General features: G+C 63.5%; 6 protein-coding genes and 2 pseudogenes. 5 read left to right on the top strand and 3 right to left on the bottom strand.

From position 1 onward, the window contains the following. Window positions 1-136 precede the first annotated feature (136 nt). The 4 genes and pseudogenes from ACWGPT_RS12595 to hemN form a co-directional block, all read left to right on the top strand. Window positions 137-5,096: pseudogene (locus ACWGPT_RS12595) on the top strand (HAMP domain-containing protein); the annotation flags it as partial. A gap of 77 nt (window positions 5,097-5,173) precedes the next feature. Further along, window positions 5,174-6,385, top strand: a pseudogene (locus ACWGPT_RS12590) (response regulator); the annotation flags it as partial. A gap of 7 nt (window positions 6,386-6,392) precedes the next feature. Continuing rightward, window positions 6,393-8,117 carry a response regulator gene (locus ACWGPT_RS12585; RefSeq protein WP_452605935.1) on the top strand — a complete coding sequence of 575 codons (1,725 nt, stop codon included), beginning with the start codon at window positions 6,393-6,395 and terminating at the stop codon, window positions 8,115-8,117. A 133-nt stretch (window positions 8,118-8,250) separates the two neighbouring features. Next, entirely contained in the window at window positions 8,251-9,603 is a 1,353-nt protein-coding gene (gene hemN / locus ACWGPT_RS12580) for an oxygen-independent coproporphyrinogen III oxidase (protein WP_452605934.1), read from the top strand. A gap of 102 nt (window positions 9,604-9,705) precedes the next feature. On the opposite strand, the gene ACWGPT_RS12575 is transcribed toward hemN, so the two are convergent. Then, on the bottom strand, window positions 9,706-10,167 hold the full coding sequence (locus ACWGPT_RS12575; RefSeq protein ID WP_452605933.1) for an Lrp/AsnC family transcriptional regulator: 462 nt from the start codon (window positions 10,165-10,167) through the stop codon (window positions 9,706-9,708). A 125-nt stretch (window positions 10,168-10,292) separates the two neighbouring features. On the opposite strand from ACWGPT_RS12575, the gene putA reads away from it, so the two are divergent. After that, on the top strand, window positions 10,293-13,994 hold the full coding sequence (putA, locus tag ACWGPT_RS12570; RefSeq protein ID WP_452605932.1) for a trifunctional transcriptional regulator/proline dehydrogenase/L-glutamate gamma-semialdehyde dehydrogenase: 3,702 nt from the start codon (window positions 10,293-10,295) through the stop codon (window positions 13,992-13,994). A 91-nt stretch (window positions 13,995-14,085) separates the two neighbouring features. Here the strand turns inward: putA and ACWGPT_RS12565 are convergent, their stop codons facing one another. Both ACWGPT_RS12565 and secD read right to left on the bottom strand, forming a co-directional pair. Beyond that, the gene (locus ACWGPT_RS12565) at window positions 14,086-14,514 is read right to left on the bottom strand and encodes a YqaA family protein (protein ID WP_452605969.1); all 429 of its coding nucleotides are present in this window, start codon (window positions 14,512-14,514) and stop codon (window positions 14,086-14,088) included. Window positions 14,515-14,594: 80 nt separating this feature from the next. Further along, on the bottom strand, window positions 14,595-17,126 hold the full coding sequence (gene secD, locus ACWGPT_RS12560; protein ID WP_452605931.1) for a protein translocase subunit SecD: 2,532 nt from the start codon (window positions 17,124-17,126) through the stop codon (window positions 14,595-14,597). Window positions 17,127-17,193 lie beyond the last annotated feature (67 nt).

Below are 17,193 nucleotides of genomic sequence, written 5' to 3'. Positions count from 1 at the left end.
CGCTCGCGCGGATGGTTGCCGCGAATGATCATCGCCCTACCTTTTTCCGATCGTGTATCGGCTTTAGGGGGCGCAGTTGGTCAAGGCACGTGAGAACCCGGAGGACATTTCGGATCAGCCAACCGTCGCGAGGGTCATTGCTGAGCGGTCGGGAGGAACGTACGCGGGCGACGATCTGCAACTGGCAGCCCTGCTGGAAGTCCTGCAACGCGTCCGCGGAGGGGACTTCAGCGCAAGACTGAATTCCGACTACACGGGCCTGTCGGGCCGGGTGGCCGATGCATTCAACGATATCATCGCCGCCAACGAGCGCATGGCGGCGCAGCTCGAGCACGTGGGCCAGCTTGTCGGCCGTGACGGCCGGACGAAGAACCGTGTGCGGCTCAGCCTTTCGGGCGGTGCCTGGAGCGACATGGAAGGGTCCGTCAACACCCTCATCGACGATCTTGTATGGCCGACGCATGCCATGACGCGGACGATCTCCGCGGTCGCTAAGGGAGACCTGCTCCACACGGTTCCCCTCGATGTCGATGGTCGGCCCTTGAAGGGCGAGTTCCTGCGCTCGGCCGAGATCGTCAACACGATGATCCGGCAGCTGAGCGTCTTTACCTCCGAGGTGACGCGCGTCGCCCGCGAGGTGGGCACGGACGGCAAGCTCGGCGGCCAGGCTCACGTCCCGGAAGTGACCGGCGTGTGGAAAGACCTGACCGAGAGCGTCAATTCCATGGCGTCCAACCTGACGGCGCAGGTTCGCAACATTTCCGACGTGACGATCGCGGTTGCCAACGGCGACCTCTCCAAGAAGATCACGGTCGATGTTCGCGGCGAAATCCTGCAGTTGAAGGAAGCGATCAACACGATGGTGGACCAGCTGCGCTCCTTCGCGTCGGAAGTGACGCGCGTCGCCCGCGAAGTGGGCACGGAGGGCAAGCTTGGCGGCCAGGCGATCGTACCCGGCGTCGCCGGCACTTGGAAGGACCTTACCGATTCCGTCAATGCCATGTGCGGCAACCTGACCGACCAGGTCCGCAACATTGCACAGGTTACGACCGCGGTGGCGCGCGGCGACCTATCGCGCAAGATCACGGTCGACGTTTCGGGAGAAATCCTGGAGCTGAAGGAAACCATCAACACGATGGTGGACCAGCTGAACGGGTTTGCAGGCGAGGTGACGCGCGTTGCGCGCGAGGTGGGCACCGAAGGCCGTCTCGGCGGGCAGGCGAAAGTGCCGGGCGTGGCCGGGACCTGGAAAGATCTCACCGACAACGTCAACTCGATGGCGTCGAACCTGACGGCACAGGTGCGCAATATCGCCGAGGTCTCGACGGCCATTGCCAGCGGCGACCTCTCGAAGAAGATCACGGTGACCGTCTCGGGCGAAATCCTCGAACTTAAGGAAACCATCAACACGATGGTGGACCAGCTGAATTCGTTCGCCGGCGAAGTCACCCGCGTGGCGCGCGAAGTCGGCACCGAGGGCCGGCTGGGAGGCCAGGCGAACGTGCGGGGCGTTGCCGGCACCTGGAAGGACCTCACCGAGAACGTCAACTCGATGGCCGGCAACCTGACGGCGCAGGTGCGCAATATCGCCGAGGTCTCGACCGCGATCGCGAACGGTGACCTGTCGAAGAAGATCACCGTCGACGTGAAGGGCGAAATCCTGGAGCTGAAGGAAACCATCAACACGATGGTGGACCAGTTGAACGGTTTCGCCGGCGAGGTGACGCGTGTCGCCCGAGAGGTGGGCACGGAGGGTCAGCTCGGTGGCCAAGCCAATGTGCGCGGCGTTGCCGGCACCTGGAAGGACCTGACGGACAGCGTCAACTCCATGGCGTCGAACCTGACGGCCCAGGTGCGCAACATTGCCGAAGTGGCCACCGCCGTCGCGCAGGGTGACCTTTCGAAGAAGATCACGGTTTCAGTTTCGGGCGAGATTCTCGAGCTGAAGGAAACCATCAACACGATGGTGGACCAGCTGAACGGGTTCGCGTCGGAAGTGACGCGCGTTGCCCGCGAGGTGGGTACCGAGGGGCAGCTCGGCGGCCAGGCCAACGTACGCGGCGTTGCCGGCACCTGGAAGGACCTCACGGACAGCGTCAACTCCATGGCATCGAACCTGACCGCGCAGGTGCGCAATATCGCCGAGGTGTCGACGGCGATCGCCAACGGCGACCTTTCTAAGAAGATCACGGTCGACGTGAAAGGCGAGATCCTTCAGCTGAAGGAAACGCTGAACACGATGGTGGACCAGCTGAACCGCTTCGCCTCGGAAGTGACGCGCGTCGCCCGCGAGGTGGGCACGGAAGGGAAGCTTGGCGGCCAGGCCCAGGTGCCGGGCGTTGCCGGTACGTGGCAGGACCTCACCGAAAACGTCAACTCCATGGCCTCGAACCTCACCGGCCAGGTCCGCAATATCGCCGAAGTCACCACTGCCGTGGCGCGCGGCGACCTGTCGCGAAAGATCACGGTGGACGTCAAGGGCGAGATCCTGGAGCTGAAGGACACCATCAACACGATGGTGGACCAGTTGAATGCGTTTGCCGGCGAAGTAACGCGCGTGGCGCGCGAAGTGGGTACGGAGGGCAATCTCGGGGGACAGGCCCAGGTGCCCGGCGTCGCCGGTACCTGGAAGGACCTGACCGACAACGTCAATTCCATGGCGGGCAACCTGACCGCGCAGGTGCGAAACATCGCGGAGGTGGCCACCGCTATTGCCGGCGGCGACCTGTCCCGAAAGATCACGGTCGACGTTCGCGGCGAGATGCTTCTTCTGAAGGATACGCTGAACACGATGGTGGACCAGCTGCGCTCCTTTGCCGGCGAAGTCACACGCGTTGCCCGAGAGGTGGGCACGGATGGACGCCTCGGGGGACAGGCGGTGGTTCCCGGGGTGGCGGGCACATGGAAGGACCTGACCGACAACGTCAACCTTCTCGCGGCCAACCTCACGACGCAGGTTCGCAATATCGCGGAGGTGACGACTGCGGTTGCCCGCGGCGACCTGTCCCGCAAGATCACGGTGGAGGTGAAGGGAGAAATCCTGGAGCTGAAGAACACCATCAACACGATGGTCGATCAGCTGAACGCGTTCGCCGGCGAGGTGACGCGTGTGGCGCGAGAGGTGGGAACGGAAGGCAAACTCGGAGGCCAGGCGCAGGTGCCCGGCGTTGCGGGGACGTGGAAGGATCTCACCGACACCGTCAACGTCATGGCGACGAACCTCACCGAGCAGGTGCGCGGCCTGGTCAAGGTGGTGACCGCGGTCGCCAACGGCGATCTCACGCAGAACCTAACGGTCGCCTCCAAGGGAGAAGTCGCGGCCCTTGCCGATACCATCAACAACATGACCCACACCCTCGCCACCTTTGCCGACCAGGTGACGACGGTTGCCCGCGAAGTCGGGGTCGAAGGTCGCCTCGGCGGACAGGCGAGAGTTCCCGGAACGGCCGGTATCTGGAAGAACCTGACCGGCAACGTGAACCTCCTCGCCGCCAACCTGACGACCCAGGTGCGCGCCATTGCCGAGGTTGCCACCGCCGTGACCCAGGGCGACCTGACGCGGTCCATCCAGGTGGAGGCCCGTGGAGAGGTGGCCGAACTGAAGGACAACATTAACACGATGATCGGTAATCTTCGACTTACCACCGAGCAGAATACCGACCAGGACTGGCTGAAGACCAACCTTGCCCGGCTTACCACGACGCTGCAGGGGCAGCGGGAACTTGGCCTCGTGGGACAGACATTGCTGCGGGAGCTGGCGCCGCTCGTGGGCGCCCACCAGGGTGTCGTCTATCAGTTCAGGGAGGAAGTCGAGGAGCCGGTCTTGGTGCTGCTTGCGACCTATGCGGATGGCGTCGGCCAGTCGCATCCGCGCAGGCTACGCCTCGGCGAGGGGCTGATCGGGCAGTGCGCACGTGACGGGAGGCAGATCCTGATCAGCGACATGCCGGGCAATGTCGTCCCGATCGGCTCGGGAACGTTTTCCGCGCTGCCCCGGAGCGCCATCGTCCTGCCGATCCTTTTCGAGGGACAGGTCAAGGCAGTGGTCGAGCTGACCTCGATCGCAAACTTCACCGAGTTACAGCTGTCCTTCCTGGAACAGCTCACCTCGTCCATGGGGATCCTGCTCAACTCGATTGAAGCGACGATGCAGACCGAAGCCCTGCTGCAGCAGTCACAGCAGCTTGCAGCCGAACTTCAGGCCCAGCAGAGCGAACTCCAGCAGACCAACGAGCAACTGGAGCAGAAGGCCCAGCAGCTCGAAGAACGCAATGTCGAGGTGGAGGCGAAGAACCAGGAGATCGAGCAGGCAAGACGGGCCCTGGAAGAGAAGGCGACCGAACTGGCGCTTACCTCGAAATACAAGTCCGAATTCCTGGCCAACATGTCGCATGAGCTGCGCACGCCGCTGAATTCGATCCTGATCCTTGGGCAGCAGCTAGGGGATAATCCGGACGGGAACCTGTCGTCGAAGCAGGTCGAATTCGCCAAGACGATCCACGGTGCGGGCACCGACCTTCTCAACCTCATCAGCGATATCCTGGACCTTTCCAAGATCGAGTCCGGCACAGTTTCGGTCGAAGCCGAAGAGATCGTGCTCGGCAATCTTCTCGAGGTGATGGCGCGCCCCTTCCGGCACGAGGCGGATTCGCGCGGCCTCGAATTCGAGGTCGATGCGGATGTCGGCCTGCCCCGCACGCTGGTCACCGACGCGAAGCGACTGCAGCAGATTCTCAAGAACCTTCTGTCCAACGCGTTCAAGTTCACCTCCGAGGGCGGGGTTCAGCTGAGGGTGGAGACAGCCGCAAGCGGCTGGAGCGACAGCCGCCCGTCGCTGAAGAACGCCCCGGCGGTCATCGCATTCCATGTTTCCGATACCGGCATCGGCATACCGCCCGAGAAGCAGAAGATCATCTTCGAGGCGTTTCAGCAGGCCGATGCCTCAACCAGCCGGAACTACGGCGGGACAGGCCTCGGCCTGGCTATCAGTCGTGAACTGGCAAACCTTCTCGGTGGCGAAATCCAGCTTTCCAGCACGCCGGGCAAGGGAAGCACGTTCACGCTCTATCTCCCGCTGGCTTTCGTGGGAGCGGCGGTGCAACGGTCCCACCGCGTCACGACCGAGCTGTGGAGCGAAAGTCATGGCCTTGCCCGCCGTGTGACGGGCACCGGCGAAGTTCCCGAGGATGACCGCTACGAGATCAGCGGTCGCGACGCGATACTCCTGGTCGTCGAGGATGACCCCGGATACGCGGCGCTGCTGCGCGATGCGGCGCGGGAGAAGGGCTTCAAGGTGCTGATCGCCGGCCGCGGGACGGATGCCCTTTCGCTTGCCCGCGACTATCGTCCGACGGCGATCTCGCTCGACATCTGCCTCCCGGACATGCTCGGCTGGACGGTCCTCAATCAACTGAAGCAAAGCCCGGAGACGCGGCACATTCCCGTGCAGATCATCAGCGTGGACGAAGACCGCCAGCATGGCCTAACGCGGGGAGCGTTCGCGTTCACGCACAAGCCGGCGACAAGCGACGGGCTGGGAGAGGTCTTCTCTAAGTTGAAGAACTTCTCCGAAACGAGCCGGAAGCGTCTCCTGCTGGTGGAGGACGACGAAAACGAGCGCGTCAGCATTACGGCGCTGCTGGGCCACAGCGACATAGACATCATCAGCGTCGGTACTGGTTCGGAGGCTCTCGAGATACTGGAAAACGAGCCGGTCGATTGCGTGGTTCTCGACCTTTCACTGCCCGATATGTCCGGCTTCGAGGTTCTGGAGATTATTTCCGAGGACTTCAGGATGACGGACGTGCCCGTGGTGGTGTTCACGGGACGCGATCTGTCGCCCGCCGAAAGTGCACGTTTGCAGGCGATGGCGCGCAGCGTCGTGGTGAAGGGCGTGGAATCGCCGGAACGCCTGCTCGACGAAACGTCGCTCTTCCTGCACCGGGTGATCGCCGACATGCCCCCCGCCAAGCAGGACATGCTTGAGAAGCTGCACAGCTCCGATGAGGATCTCATCGGCAAGATGGTGCTGCTGGTCGACGACGACGCCCGAAACATCTTTGCGCTCAGCAGCGTGCTGGAGCGTCGCGGCATGAAGGTCCTGACCGCGACGACGGGAAGCGAGGCGATCGAGATCATCGACGCGGTGGCCGGTATCTCGCTCGTTCTCATGGATATCATGATGCCGGGCATGGACGGATACGAGACGATGCAGACGATCAGGAAAGACGACCGCCACAGCCGGCTGCCGATCATTGCGCTGACCGCCAAGGCGATGAAGGGCGATCGGGAGAAGTGCCTGGAGGCCGGAGCCTCCGATTACCTGGCCAAGCCCGTGAATACGCAGGAGCTGCTGGCAGCACTGCGTATGTGGCTTCACGAGTGAGATGACCATGCCCGATCCCGTGAACATCCTTCTCGTGGACGACCAGCCGGCGAAGCTGTTGAGCTACGAGGTTATCCTCCAGGACCTTGAAGAGAACCTGCTCGTGGCCCAGTCGGCGAGGGAGGCGCTGGAGCATCTCCTGCGCACCGACGTCGCGGTTATCCTGGTCGATGTCTGCATGCCGGAGCAGGACGGTTTCGAGCTTGTGGAACTGATCCGCAGCCACCCCCGGTTCGAAAAGACGCCGGTCATCTTCGTGTCGGCGGTGATGATGACCGAGCCCGACCGCCTGCGCGGCTATGCGGCGGGCGCTGTCGATTACGTCTCCGTCCCGATCGTTCCCGAGGTCCTGCGCGCCAAGGTGCGGGTCTTCGTGGAGCTCTATCGGAAGACGCGGGAACTGGAGCGACTGAATGCCGACCTCGAACGCAGGGTTCAGGAGCGGACAGCGGAGCTCGAGACCTCCAACCAGCAGCTCCAGACGCTGAACGAGGAACTGGAAAGCCGGATCGAGCTTCGCACCCGGGAGCGGGAGGATGCGATGGCGCAACTCTTCGAAGCCCAGAAACTGGATACGATCGGCCAGCTCACCGGCGGTGTCGCCCATGACTTCAACAATCTTCTCATGGCGGCGCTCGGGAGCCTCGGCCTCCTTCGCAAGCGGATCCCTTACGACGAGAAGAACCTCCGGCTCCTCGACAATGCCGTGCAGGCCGCCGAGCGCGGCGCGGCCCTGACCCAGCGGCTCCTTGCCTTTGCACGCCGGCAGGAACTCAAGCCCCAGGCGGTCGATCTCGTCCAGCTCCTGGGCAGTATCGAAGGGCTCCTGCAGCGGGCTGTCGGGCCGGCGATCCAGCTGGAGAACCGGCTTCCATGCGAACTTCCCCCGGCGCTGGTGGATGCCAACCAGCTTGAACTGGCAATCCTCAATCTTGCGGTCAATGCCCGCGACGCGATCCAGCAGGAAGGCGCCATCGCAATCGACGCCGAGGAGATCGTTCCCGGCAGTAAAGAACTCCTCCCCGGGCTGTCACCCGGCCGGTATCTGCGGATGCGGGTCTCCGATACCGGTTCGGGGATGGACGAAGAAACGCTTGCGCGTGCGGCCGAGCCATTCTTCACCACCAAGGGGCTGGGCAAGGGAACGGGCCTGGGCCTCTCCATGGTCCACGGACTGGCCGCCCAGTCCGGCGGGGTCCTGCAGCTCTACAGCACGCCAGGCGAAGGGACGATTGCCGAGCTTTGGCTACCGGTCGCCGACGTCGACGTTTCCGAGCGGCCCGTGGTGGAACGCGCAGGCAAGGCCGGCGCCGATATCGAGGCGGCCGCCTCCCTGCGAATACTGGTGGTGGATGACGACGTGCTGGTCTGCATGGGGACGGTCGACATGCTGGAAGACCTCGGCCATTCGGTCACCGAGGCCAACTCCGGCCAAGCTGCGCTGGAGATCATAAATTCGGGCCAGGACTTTGACCTCGTGATCACCGATCATGCCATGCCCGGCATGTCGGGCGCCGATCTTGCCCGTTCGCTGCTCAGCGCCAATCCGGCTCAGCCAATCATTTTGGCATCGGGATATGCGGAGCTTCCGGATGGAGCCGTGATCGGGAGCCTGTCGCGGCTCGTCAAGCCTTTCACCCAGGAGCAATTGGGGCTGGCCATCTCCACGGTGATCAGCCGGGACAACGCGGCCGGCAGCAAGGTTCCCCTCCAGCGTCGCGGGACGATGTGACGGAGGGGCGGATCGCGGGGCGGGCTCCTCGGCGCAAGTATCTGCTGCCGCGCTCATCAATTGACATTTCGCAAAGACGACCCGAATGGGCGCCGCTACTTCCTTGTACTGAGATGCTAGAAGGAAGGGTCCCATGTCGCAGTCCATCGTCGAGAAATACGGCGAGGCGCGCCTGCCGCGCTACACGAGTTATCCGACGGCTCCGAATTTCTCGGCGGACGTTGTTCCCGGCACCTATGCGGGCTGGTTGAAGTCCATCCCTGCCGGCGGCGCGACGTCGCTTTACCTCCATATTCCCTTCTGCCGGTCCATGTGCTGGTATTGCGGCTGTCACACAAGCATCACCGAGAGGGACGGACCGATCCTCGACTATCTCGACGTGCTGCATCGGGAGATAGACCTGATCGCCGCTCAACGGGACGGCGGCTTCAATGTCAGCGAGATCCATTTCGGCGGCGGCACTCCCACGATCATCCGGCCGGAGGACTTCATCGCGCTGATGGATGCGTTGCGCGCAAAGCTTGGCTTCGCAGCGGAGGTCAATACGGCGATCGAAATCGATCCACGCCGCCTGCAACCGGAAATGATGGATGCGCTGGGCGCCTCGGGCGTCACCCGCGCAAGCCTCGGGGTCCAGAGCTTCGATCCGACGGTTCAGGAAGCCATCAACCGCATCCAGACTGCCGAAACGACCTGGGCCGCCGTCGAGGGGCTGCGTCAGAACGGTATTACCGCCATCAATTTCGACCTGATCTACGGCCTGCCCCATCAGTCCGTCCAATCTTGCATCGAAACGGTGGACATCGCCGTCGACATGCGGCCGGCGCGCTTTGCGGTCTTCGGCTACGCCCACGTTCCGAGCTTCAAGAAGCACCAGCGGCTGATCGAGGAGCTGGCACTGCCGGACGCCCGGGAACGCCACGCACAGGCCGAGGCGATTGCCACGAGGCTGGTGGAGGCAGGATATACGCAGATAGGCCTCGACCACTTCGCTCTGCCCGATGACGAGCTTGCGGTCGCCCAGCGGGAAGGCCGCCTTCATCGCAATTTTCAGGGTTACACGACGGATGCCTGCGAAACGCTCATCGGGCTGGGAGCATCCGCGATCGGCAAGCTCGGGCCGGGCTACCACCAGAACGAGGTTCCCATCAATCGCTACGCCAGTCGTGTGCGCTCCGGCGAACTGCCGACGGCCAAGACCTACGCCCTCACCGCGGAGGATCGCCTCCGCGCGGATGTGATCGAGCGGCTGATGTGCGATTTCTCTGCCGATGTCGCAGCCATCTGTCGCTCGCACGGTTTTAACCCGGACGTTCTGCTCGAGGACAACAGTGCCCTCCAGGCACTGGAAGCCGATGGCCTGGTCAGGCGTACTGGCTCTGTGGTGGATGTCGATGACGCGCACCGCTTCGTCATCCGCGCTGTCGCTGCCGCCTTTGACGCCTACCTCGGTGCTTCTCAGCGAACCTACAGCAAGGCTGCCTGAGAGGCCCGCCTCGGTCGAGGCATCCCGGACGCATGGCGGGAAAACCTGGGGATCCGTTCGTTCCGTCAGGCGATCCCGCAGAGGGTATGGTCGTCCTCGGCCTTAGCGCTCCTTTACCGATTGCATGGCGACGGAGGTCGACGTGCTCGCCACATGGGGCAGGCTGGAAATCTTCTCGCCGAGTATTTCTCGGTAGCGGCGGATGTTCGGCGTGCGGACCTTCAGCAGATAGTCGAAGCGGCCCGCGATCATGTGGCATTCTTCAACTTCGCGGATCTTACGGACGGCCTGGTTGAATTCCGACAAGGCCTTTTCCCGAGTGTCGGACAGGGTCACTTCCGCGAATGCCACGTGTTCAAGACCAAGCTTCTGCGGATCGACGGTGGCACGGAAGCCGAGAATATAGCCTTCCTCGGTGAGGCGCTTGAGACGGGCCGCGCAGGGCGTCTTGGAGAGACCGATGCGGTTCGCAAGCTCCGTCACGGGGATACGCCCATCCTCCGAGAGGATCTCCAGGATCTTCCGGTCGAAGACGTCAAGCTGGCTATCCTTTGGGACCTGCATAGGAATTTTTCTTCCAGAAGTTAGAATAAAAAGACGATTACCCCAAATTTCAGTCGGTGAAAAGTCTGTCGCTGGTCCCGGCGAGGAGTATCATTGAGCATTACACTCCCTTCCGGAAGAACCCGATGCCAAGCCAGCCCCAGCTTCGTTCAGACGCACTCTCAAGCAAAACTCCTTTCGACGACTTTGCGCCGCCCATTCGCCCGCAGGGTCCATTGCGGCAGGCGATCACCGCCGCATATTGTCGCCCGGAACCGGAATGCCTCAAACCGTTGCTCGAAAGCGCGTCGCTGCCGGAAACCATGCGTCTCGATATCAGGGACACGGCCCGCAAGCTGATTACCCTCCTTCGTGCGAAGCATACGGGCTCGGGCGTCGAGGGACTGGTGCATGAATATTCGCTCTCGAGCCAGGAAGGCGTGGCGCTGATGTGCCTTGCGGAGGCATTGCTCAGGATACCCGATACGGCGACGCGCGATGCGCTAATCCGCGACAAGATCTCCACCGGCGACTGGAAGTCGCATGTCGGCGGCGGCCGGTCGCTCTTCGTCAATGCGGCCAGCTGGGGTCTCGTGGTGACCGGCAAGCTGACGGCCACGGTCAACGACCGCAGCCTTTCGGCGGCCCTGACACGGCTCATCGCCCGTTGCGGCGAGCCGGTCATTCGCCGCGGCGTCGACATGGCGATGCGCATGATGGGCGAGCAGTTCGTCACCGGCGAGACGATCGACGAGGCGCTGAAGCGGTCACGGAAGATGGAGGAACAGGGGTTCCGCTATTCCTATGACATGCTGGGGGAAGCCGCCACGACGGCGGCGGATGCCGAGCGCTATTTCCGCGACTACGAAACGGCGATCCACGCGATCGGCAAGGCTTCCGACGGGCGCGGCATTTACGAGGGGCCGGGTATCTCCATCAAGCTGTCGGCGCTGCATCCCCGATATGCGCGTTCGCAGGCGGCCCGCGTCATGACGGAACTTCTTCCAAGGGTGAAGGCACTGGCGCTTCTCGCCAAAGGCTATGACATCGGCCTCAACATCGATGCTGAGGAGGCGGACCGACTGGAGCTTTCGCTCGACCTGCTCGAGGAACTGTGTCTCGATCCTGATCTTTCCGGCTGGGATGGCATCGGCTTCGTCGTCCAGGGCTATGGCAAGCGCTGCCCATTCGTGCTCGACTACATCATCGACCTCGCGCGCCGTTCCGGGCATCGCATCATGGTGCGGCTTGTGAAGGGGGCCTACTGGGATGCCGAGATCAAGCGTGCCCAGCTCGACGGGCTCGACGATTTCCCGGTTTTCACCCGCAAGGTCCACACGGACGTCTCCTACATCGCCTGCGCAAGAAAGCTGCTCGGCGCGACCGAGTTCGTCTTCCCGCAGTTTGCCACCCATAACGCGCAAACGCTCGCCACGATCTACCACCTGGCGGGACCGGATTTCCGGGTCGGCAAATACGAGTTCCAGTGCCTGCATGGGATGGGCGAGCCCCTCTACGAAGAGGTCGTCGGTCCCAGCAAGCTTGACCGGCCATGCCGCATCTACGCGCCTGTCGGCACACATGAGACGCTGCTCGCCTATCTCGTCCGGCGGCTGCTGGAGAACGGCGCGAACTCCTCCTTCGTCAACCGTATCGCCGATGAAGCGGTTTCAGTCGACGAACTGATCGCCGATCCGGTGTCCGTGGTTCGCGCTATGGCAAATCCCGGCGCCCGCCACGGCGAGATCCCGTTGCCGCGCGATATTTTCGGGAAGGGGCGCCCGAACTCCTCCGGCCTCGATCTTTCGAACGAGGACACGCTTTCCTCGGTGAGCGGCGAACTGCAACGAAGCGCCAGCATGGAATGGATGGCGGCGCCGATGATCGACGGCGTGCGTCCCGGGGGAGCGGAGCGTGCCGTCCTGAACCCCGGCGATCATTCGGATGTGGTCGGTCGGGTGATCGAGGCGAGCGCTGAGGAAGCGCAGACAGCGGTCCGGGCGGCGGCCGAGATGGCACCGGAATGGGCGGCCCTCGCGCCGGCTGAGCGGGCCGGTCAACTGGAGCGGGCAGCCGACCTGATGCAGGAGCGTATGCCGATCCTGCTGGGGCTGATCATGCGCGAGGCGGGCAAGTCGCTTCCCAACGCAATTGCCGAGGTGCGGGAAGCGGTCGACTTCCTCCGCTACTACGCGGCACAGGCACGGCGCACGCTGGGACCGGCGCACAAGCCGCTCGGCCCCGTCGTCTGCATCAGCCCATGGAACTTTCCTCTGGCGATCTTCACCGGCCAGGTAGCGGCGGCCCTCGTTGCCGGAAACCCGGTTCTGGCGAAACCCGCCGAAGAGACGCCGCTGATCGCGGCGGAAGCCGTTCGCCTGCTGCACGAGGCCGGGGTACCTGAGCGTGCCTTGCAGTTCGTGCCGGGCGACGGAGGCGTCGGCGCCGCGCTGGTGGGCGCTCCGGAAACATGTGGTGTGATGTTCACCGGATCGACGGAGGTGGCGCGACTGATCCAGCGACAGCTCTCGGACCGCCTGCTGGCAAACGGGAAGCCGATCCCACTGATTGCCGAGACGGGCGGGCAGAATGCCATGATCGTCGATTCCTCGGCTCTTGCCGAGCAGGTTGTCGGCGATGTCATCGCCTCGGCATTCGACAGCGCCGGCCAGCGTTGCTCGGCGTTGCGCGTCCTTTGCCTCCAGGAGGAAATCGCGGAGCGGACGCTCGCCATGCTCAAGGGAGCGTTGAAGGAACTGTCGATCGGCCGAACCGATCGCCTCAGCATCGACATCGGCCCGGTCATAACCGAAGAGGCCAGAGAGACCATCGAAGCCCATATCGAAAAGATGCGCGGCCTCGGGCGCAAGGTCGAACAGGTTGATTTGCCTGCGGAAACGACGGCCGGCACTTTCGTGTCGCCGACGATCATCGAATTGCAGTCGCTGAGGGACCTCGAACGCGAGGTCTTCGGGCCGGTGCTGCATGTGATCCGCTATCGTCGCAACGAACTCGATCGCCTCATCGACGATATCAACGCGACGGGCTATGGGCTCACCTTCGGACTGCATACGCGTCTTGACGAGACGATAGCCCATGTGACGAGCCGCATCCGGGCGGGCAACCTCTACGTCAATCGCAACATCATCGGCGCGGTCGTGGGCGTGCAGCCGTTTGGCGGACGCGGTCTTTCGGGGACGGGGCCGAAGGCCGGCGGCCCGCTTTATCTCGGTCGGCTGGTGGATAATCCGCCCGTTCCGCCCCAGCACAGTTCCGTCCACACGGATCCCGCGCTTCTCGACTACGTGCGCTGGCTGCAGTCCAGGGGCGAGGCCCAGATGGCCGAGACCGCTGCCGCCATGGGCAGCACGTCGACGCTCTGGCTGGACATCGTCCTTGCCGGTCCAGTCGGTGAAAACAATCTCTACGCTCTCCATCCCCGGGGACGCATCCTGCTTTCACCGGAGACGGAAGAGGGAATGCTCCACCAACTGGGGGCGGTTCTGGCGACAGGAAACCATGCGGTGATCGATGAGGCGACCGGGCTCAAGCCCTTTGCCGCGTCGCTTCCGGCATCGGTGTCTGCACGTATCGCCTGGAGTGACGACTGGTCGCTCAATGGCCCCTTTGCGGGCGCCCTGGTGGAAGGGGAACCGCAGCGTATCCGGGCCGTGACGCAACGGATTGCGCAACTCGACGGACCGCTGGTGCTCGTGCAGGCAGCGCGAACGCAAGACCTGGGCGACAAGGCGGATGCCTATTGCCTCAACTGGCTCCTGGAGGAAGTGTCGACCTCCGTCAACACTGCCGCGGCTGGCGGCAATGCCAGCCTCATGGCGATCGGCTGACGATCCGCGCATCCGCCTTCCTTCAACAGGGAAGGCGGACCTCCCGTGCGATGCCGGTTCGACCCCCCGGGCTGGTCTTCCGGCCCCGAAGCTAGAAAAGCCCACGCGTCGCGCCGGCAAGCACGAGATAGCGGGCGGTCTTGCCGATGAAGACCAGAAGCAGGAAGGTCGGCAGCGGCTCCCGAAGAACGCCGGCAATTACCGTGAGTGCGTCGCCGCCGATCGGCAGCCAGCTCAGGAGGAGCGACCATTTTCCGTAGCGCCGGTACCAGACATGGGCCTTCTCAAGCCTTTGAGGGGATGCGGGAAACCAGCGGCGGTCGCGGAAGCGCTCGATCCCCCGGCCAAGACCCCAGTTCACGACAGCGCCCAAAGTATTTCCGATCGACGCCACGGCGATAAGCGCAGTCGTGGAATAGTCGCCCGACAGGATCAGTCCGACGAGAATGGTTTCCGACTGCAGCGGAAGGATGGTCGCGGCTAAAAATGCGGCGGCGAACAGCGCGGCATAGGCGGCCAGTGGCGTCTCCTCAAGGTTGTGGGCTCACAAAAAAAGGGACGGATGCATGCACCCGCCCCCCAAACGCTCTCGTGCAGGCCTCAGGCTTCCTTCGGCCGGTCGCCTTCCTCCAGCATCGCCTCTTCCGTGGTCGCCTTGGCGCGGCGGGTGCGCCAGTCGCCAAGGAAGAGCAGGATGGGAGCGGCGATGAAGACGGACGAGGACGCGGCGATCACGATGCCGAAGACCATGGGTATGGCAAAACTCTCCACCGCGCTTCCGCCCCATATGGCCATCGGAAGCATGGCGAGGAAGGCCGTCACGGAGGTGTAGAGGCTTCGCGCCAGGGTCTCGTTGATCGACCGGTCGATCAGTTCGCGAAGCGGCATCTTCTTGTAGAGGCGCATGTTCTCGCGCATCCGGTCATAGACCACGACCTTGTCGTTCACCGAGTAACCGACCAGGGTCAACAGCGCAGCGATGGCGGTCAGGTTGAAGTCAAGGCCGGTGATGGCAAAGAAGCCGACCGTCTTCGTAACGTCGAGAATGAGCGTCACGATAGCGCCGACCGCGAAGGGCCATTCGAAGCGGACCCAGATGTAGACGAGCATCGCCAGCGAGGCGAGGACGACGGAGAGGATACCGGCAGTCGCCAGCTCACCGCTGACCTTCGGTCCGACGACCTCGGTCCGCTGGACCTTGGATGTCGGATCGATCTCCACCACCTCCGCCCGCAGGCGCTCGACGGCTTCGGTCTGGGCTTCTTCGCCGCCCGGCTGACGTTCGATCCGCACCAGCAGGTGATTGGGGCTGCCGAACTCCTGCAGCGCAACCTCGCCAAGCCCAAGCTCGCCGAGCTGGCTTCTGAAGGCGGCGAGATCTGCTTCGCCTTCCGTCACGACTTCCATCTGGATGCCGCCGCGGAAATCCACGCCGTAATTGAGACCTGGCGTGAAGAACAGGATGATCGAGGCGAAGGAAAGCACCAGCGACACGCCGATCCCGATGAAGCGCGCCTTCATGAAGTTGATCCTGGTTCCGTCCGGAATCAGGTTGATCGGAAGCAATGGCTTGATGACGATCTTCTTCAGCTTGTAGCGGTTGGCAATGAACACCATGGCCACGCGCACGACGGAAACCGCGGTGAACATAGAGATCGCAATGCCGATACCCATCGTGACGGCGAAGCCGCGGACGGGACCGGAGCCGAACCAGAAAAGCAGGACCGTCGCGATAAGCGCGGTCACGTTACTGTCGACGATGGTGGAATAGGCGCGCGCGAAGCCCGCATCGATCGCGGCGAAGGCGCTCTTGCCCTTGCGCGCCTCTTCCTTGATGCGCTCGTTGATCAGCACGTTCGCATCAACGGCCAGTCCGATACCAAGCACGATACCCGCGATACCCGGTAGCGTCAGCGTCGCTCCGAGCAAGGTAAGACCGGCGAAGGTCAGGATGATGTTCAGGGTCAGCGCGATGTTGGCGAGAATGCCCCACGAGCCGTAGAGGACGAACATGAAGGCGACGACGAGGGCGAAGCCGATCAGACCGGTATAGATGCCCATCTCGATCGCATCGGAGCCGAGGTCGGCGCCGACGGTCCGTTCCTCGATGACCGTGAGCTTTGCCGGCAGCGCTCCTGCACGCAGCAGTGCCGCCAGGGTATTCGCCTCCTCGACGCTGAAGCCGCCGGAGATCTGCCCCGAACCGCCGGTAATCGGCTGGCGGATGACGGGTGCGCTCAGGACCTTGTCATCCAGAACGATTGCGAAGGGCCGGCCGACATTGGCCTGGGTGATCTGGGCGAAGCGGCTCGCGCCGGCCGTGTCGAAGCGGAAGTTGACGACGGGCTCATTGGTCTGCTGGTCGAACGCAGCGCGTGCGTCCGTCAGGCGGTCGCCGGAGAGTTCGACGCGGTCGAGGACGGGGAACTGCTGGCCCTGTTCGTCGGCAAGCATGGTGACGCCCGGCTCGCCCTGGTTGCCGAGCAGGTGAAAGCTCATCTTGGCGGTGGAGCCCAGCAGCTGCCGCAGGCGCGAGGGATCCTGTTCGCCGGGAAGCTGGACCAGGACGCGGTCATCGCCGACGCGCTGGATGGTCGGCTCGGCGACCCCTACCTGGTCAACACGCTGGCGGATGATCTCAAGGCTTTGCTCCACCGCAGCACTGCCGTGGGCGGTAATGCCAGCGTCGGTGTAGGCCAGGGTAATCGTGTTGTCGGTCGGCGTCGTTATGCGCAGGTCCGACTGTCCCACCGTGGTCCCGAAACCGACCGGATTGGAAAGCGTTTCCAGCTGGGTCACGGCGGCGCCGCGTTGGGCCGGGTCGCGCAGTGTCACGGTAATCGTGTCGCCGCTGCGACGAATGCCGGCCGTCTCGATGCCGTTTTCACGGAGAATGCGCCGCCCGTCCTGCATCAGGTTCTGGAGACGCTCGTTGACCAGATCGGCGCGGTCCACTTCGAGAACGAGGTGCGAGCCCCCCCTCAGGTCCAGTCCGAGCGATACCCGCTCGTGAGGCAGCCATGACGGCATCCGGTCGAGTACCGACTGCGGAAGCACGTTCGGCAAGGCAATCAGGGTGCCTATAAAAATGATGAAGGCGTAAGTCGCCACCACCCACGGAGAATTTCTCATGTCATTATTCCTGCTCGGCCTCTCGGCGCGTCACGCGGCCGGGGCGCTGAATTCTGCCCTGCGGATG

Source organism: Pseudorhizobium sp. NPDC055634 (assembly GCF_053618655.1).
Note: the sequence above shows the minus strand (reverse complement) of the source record. Positions and strands in the feature narration are given on the sequence as shown.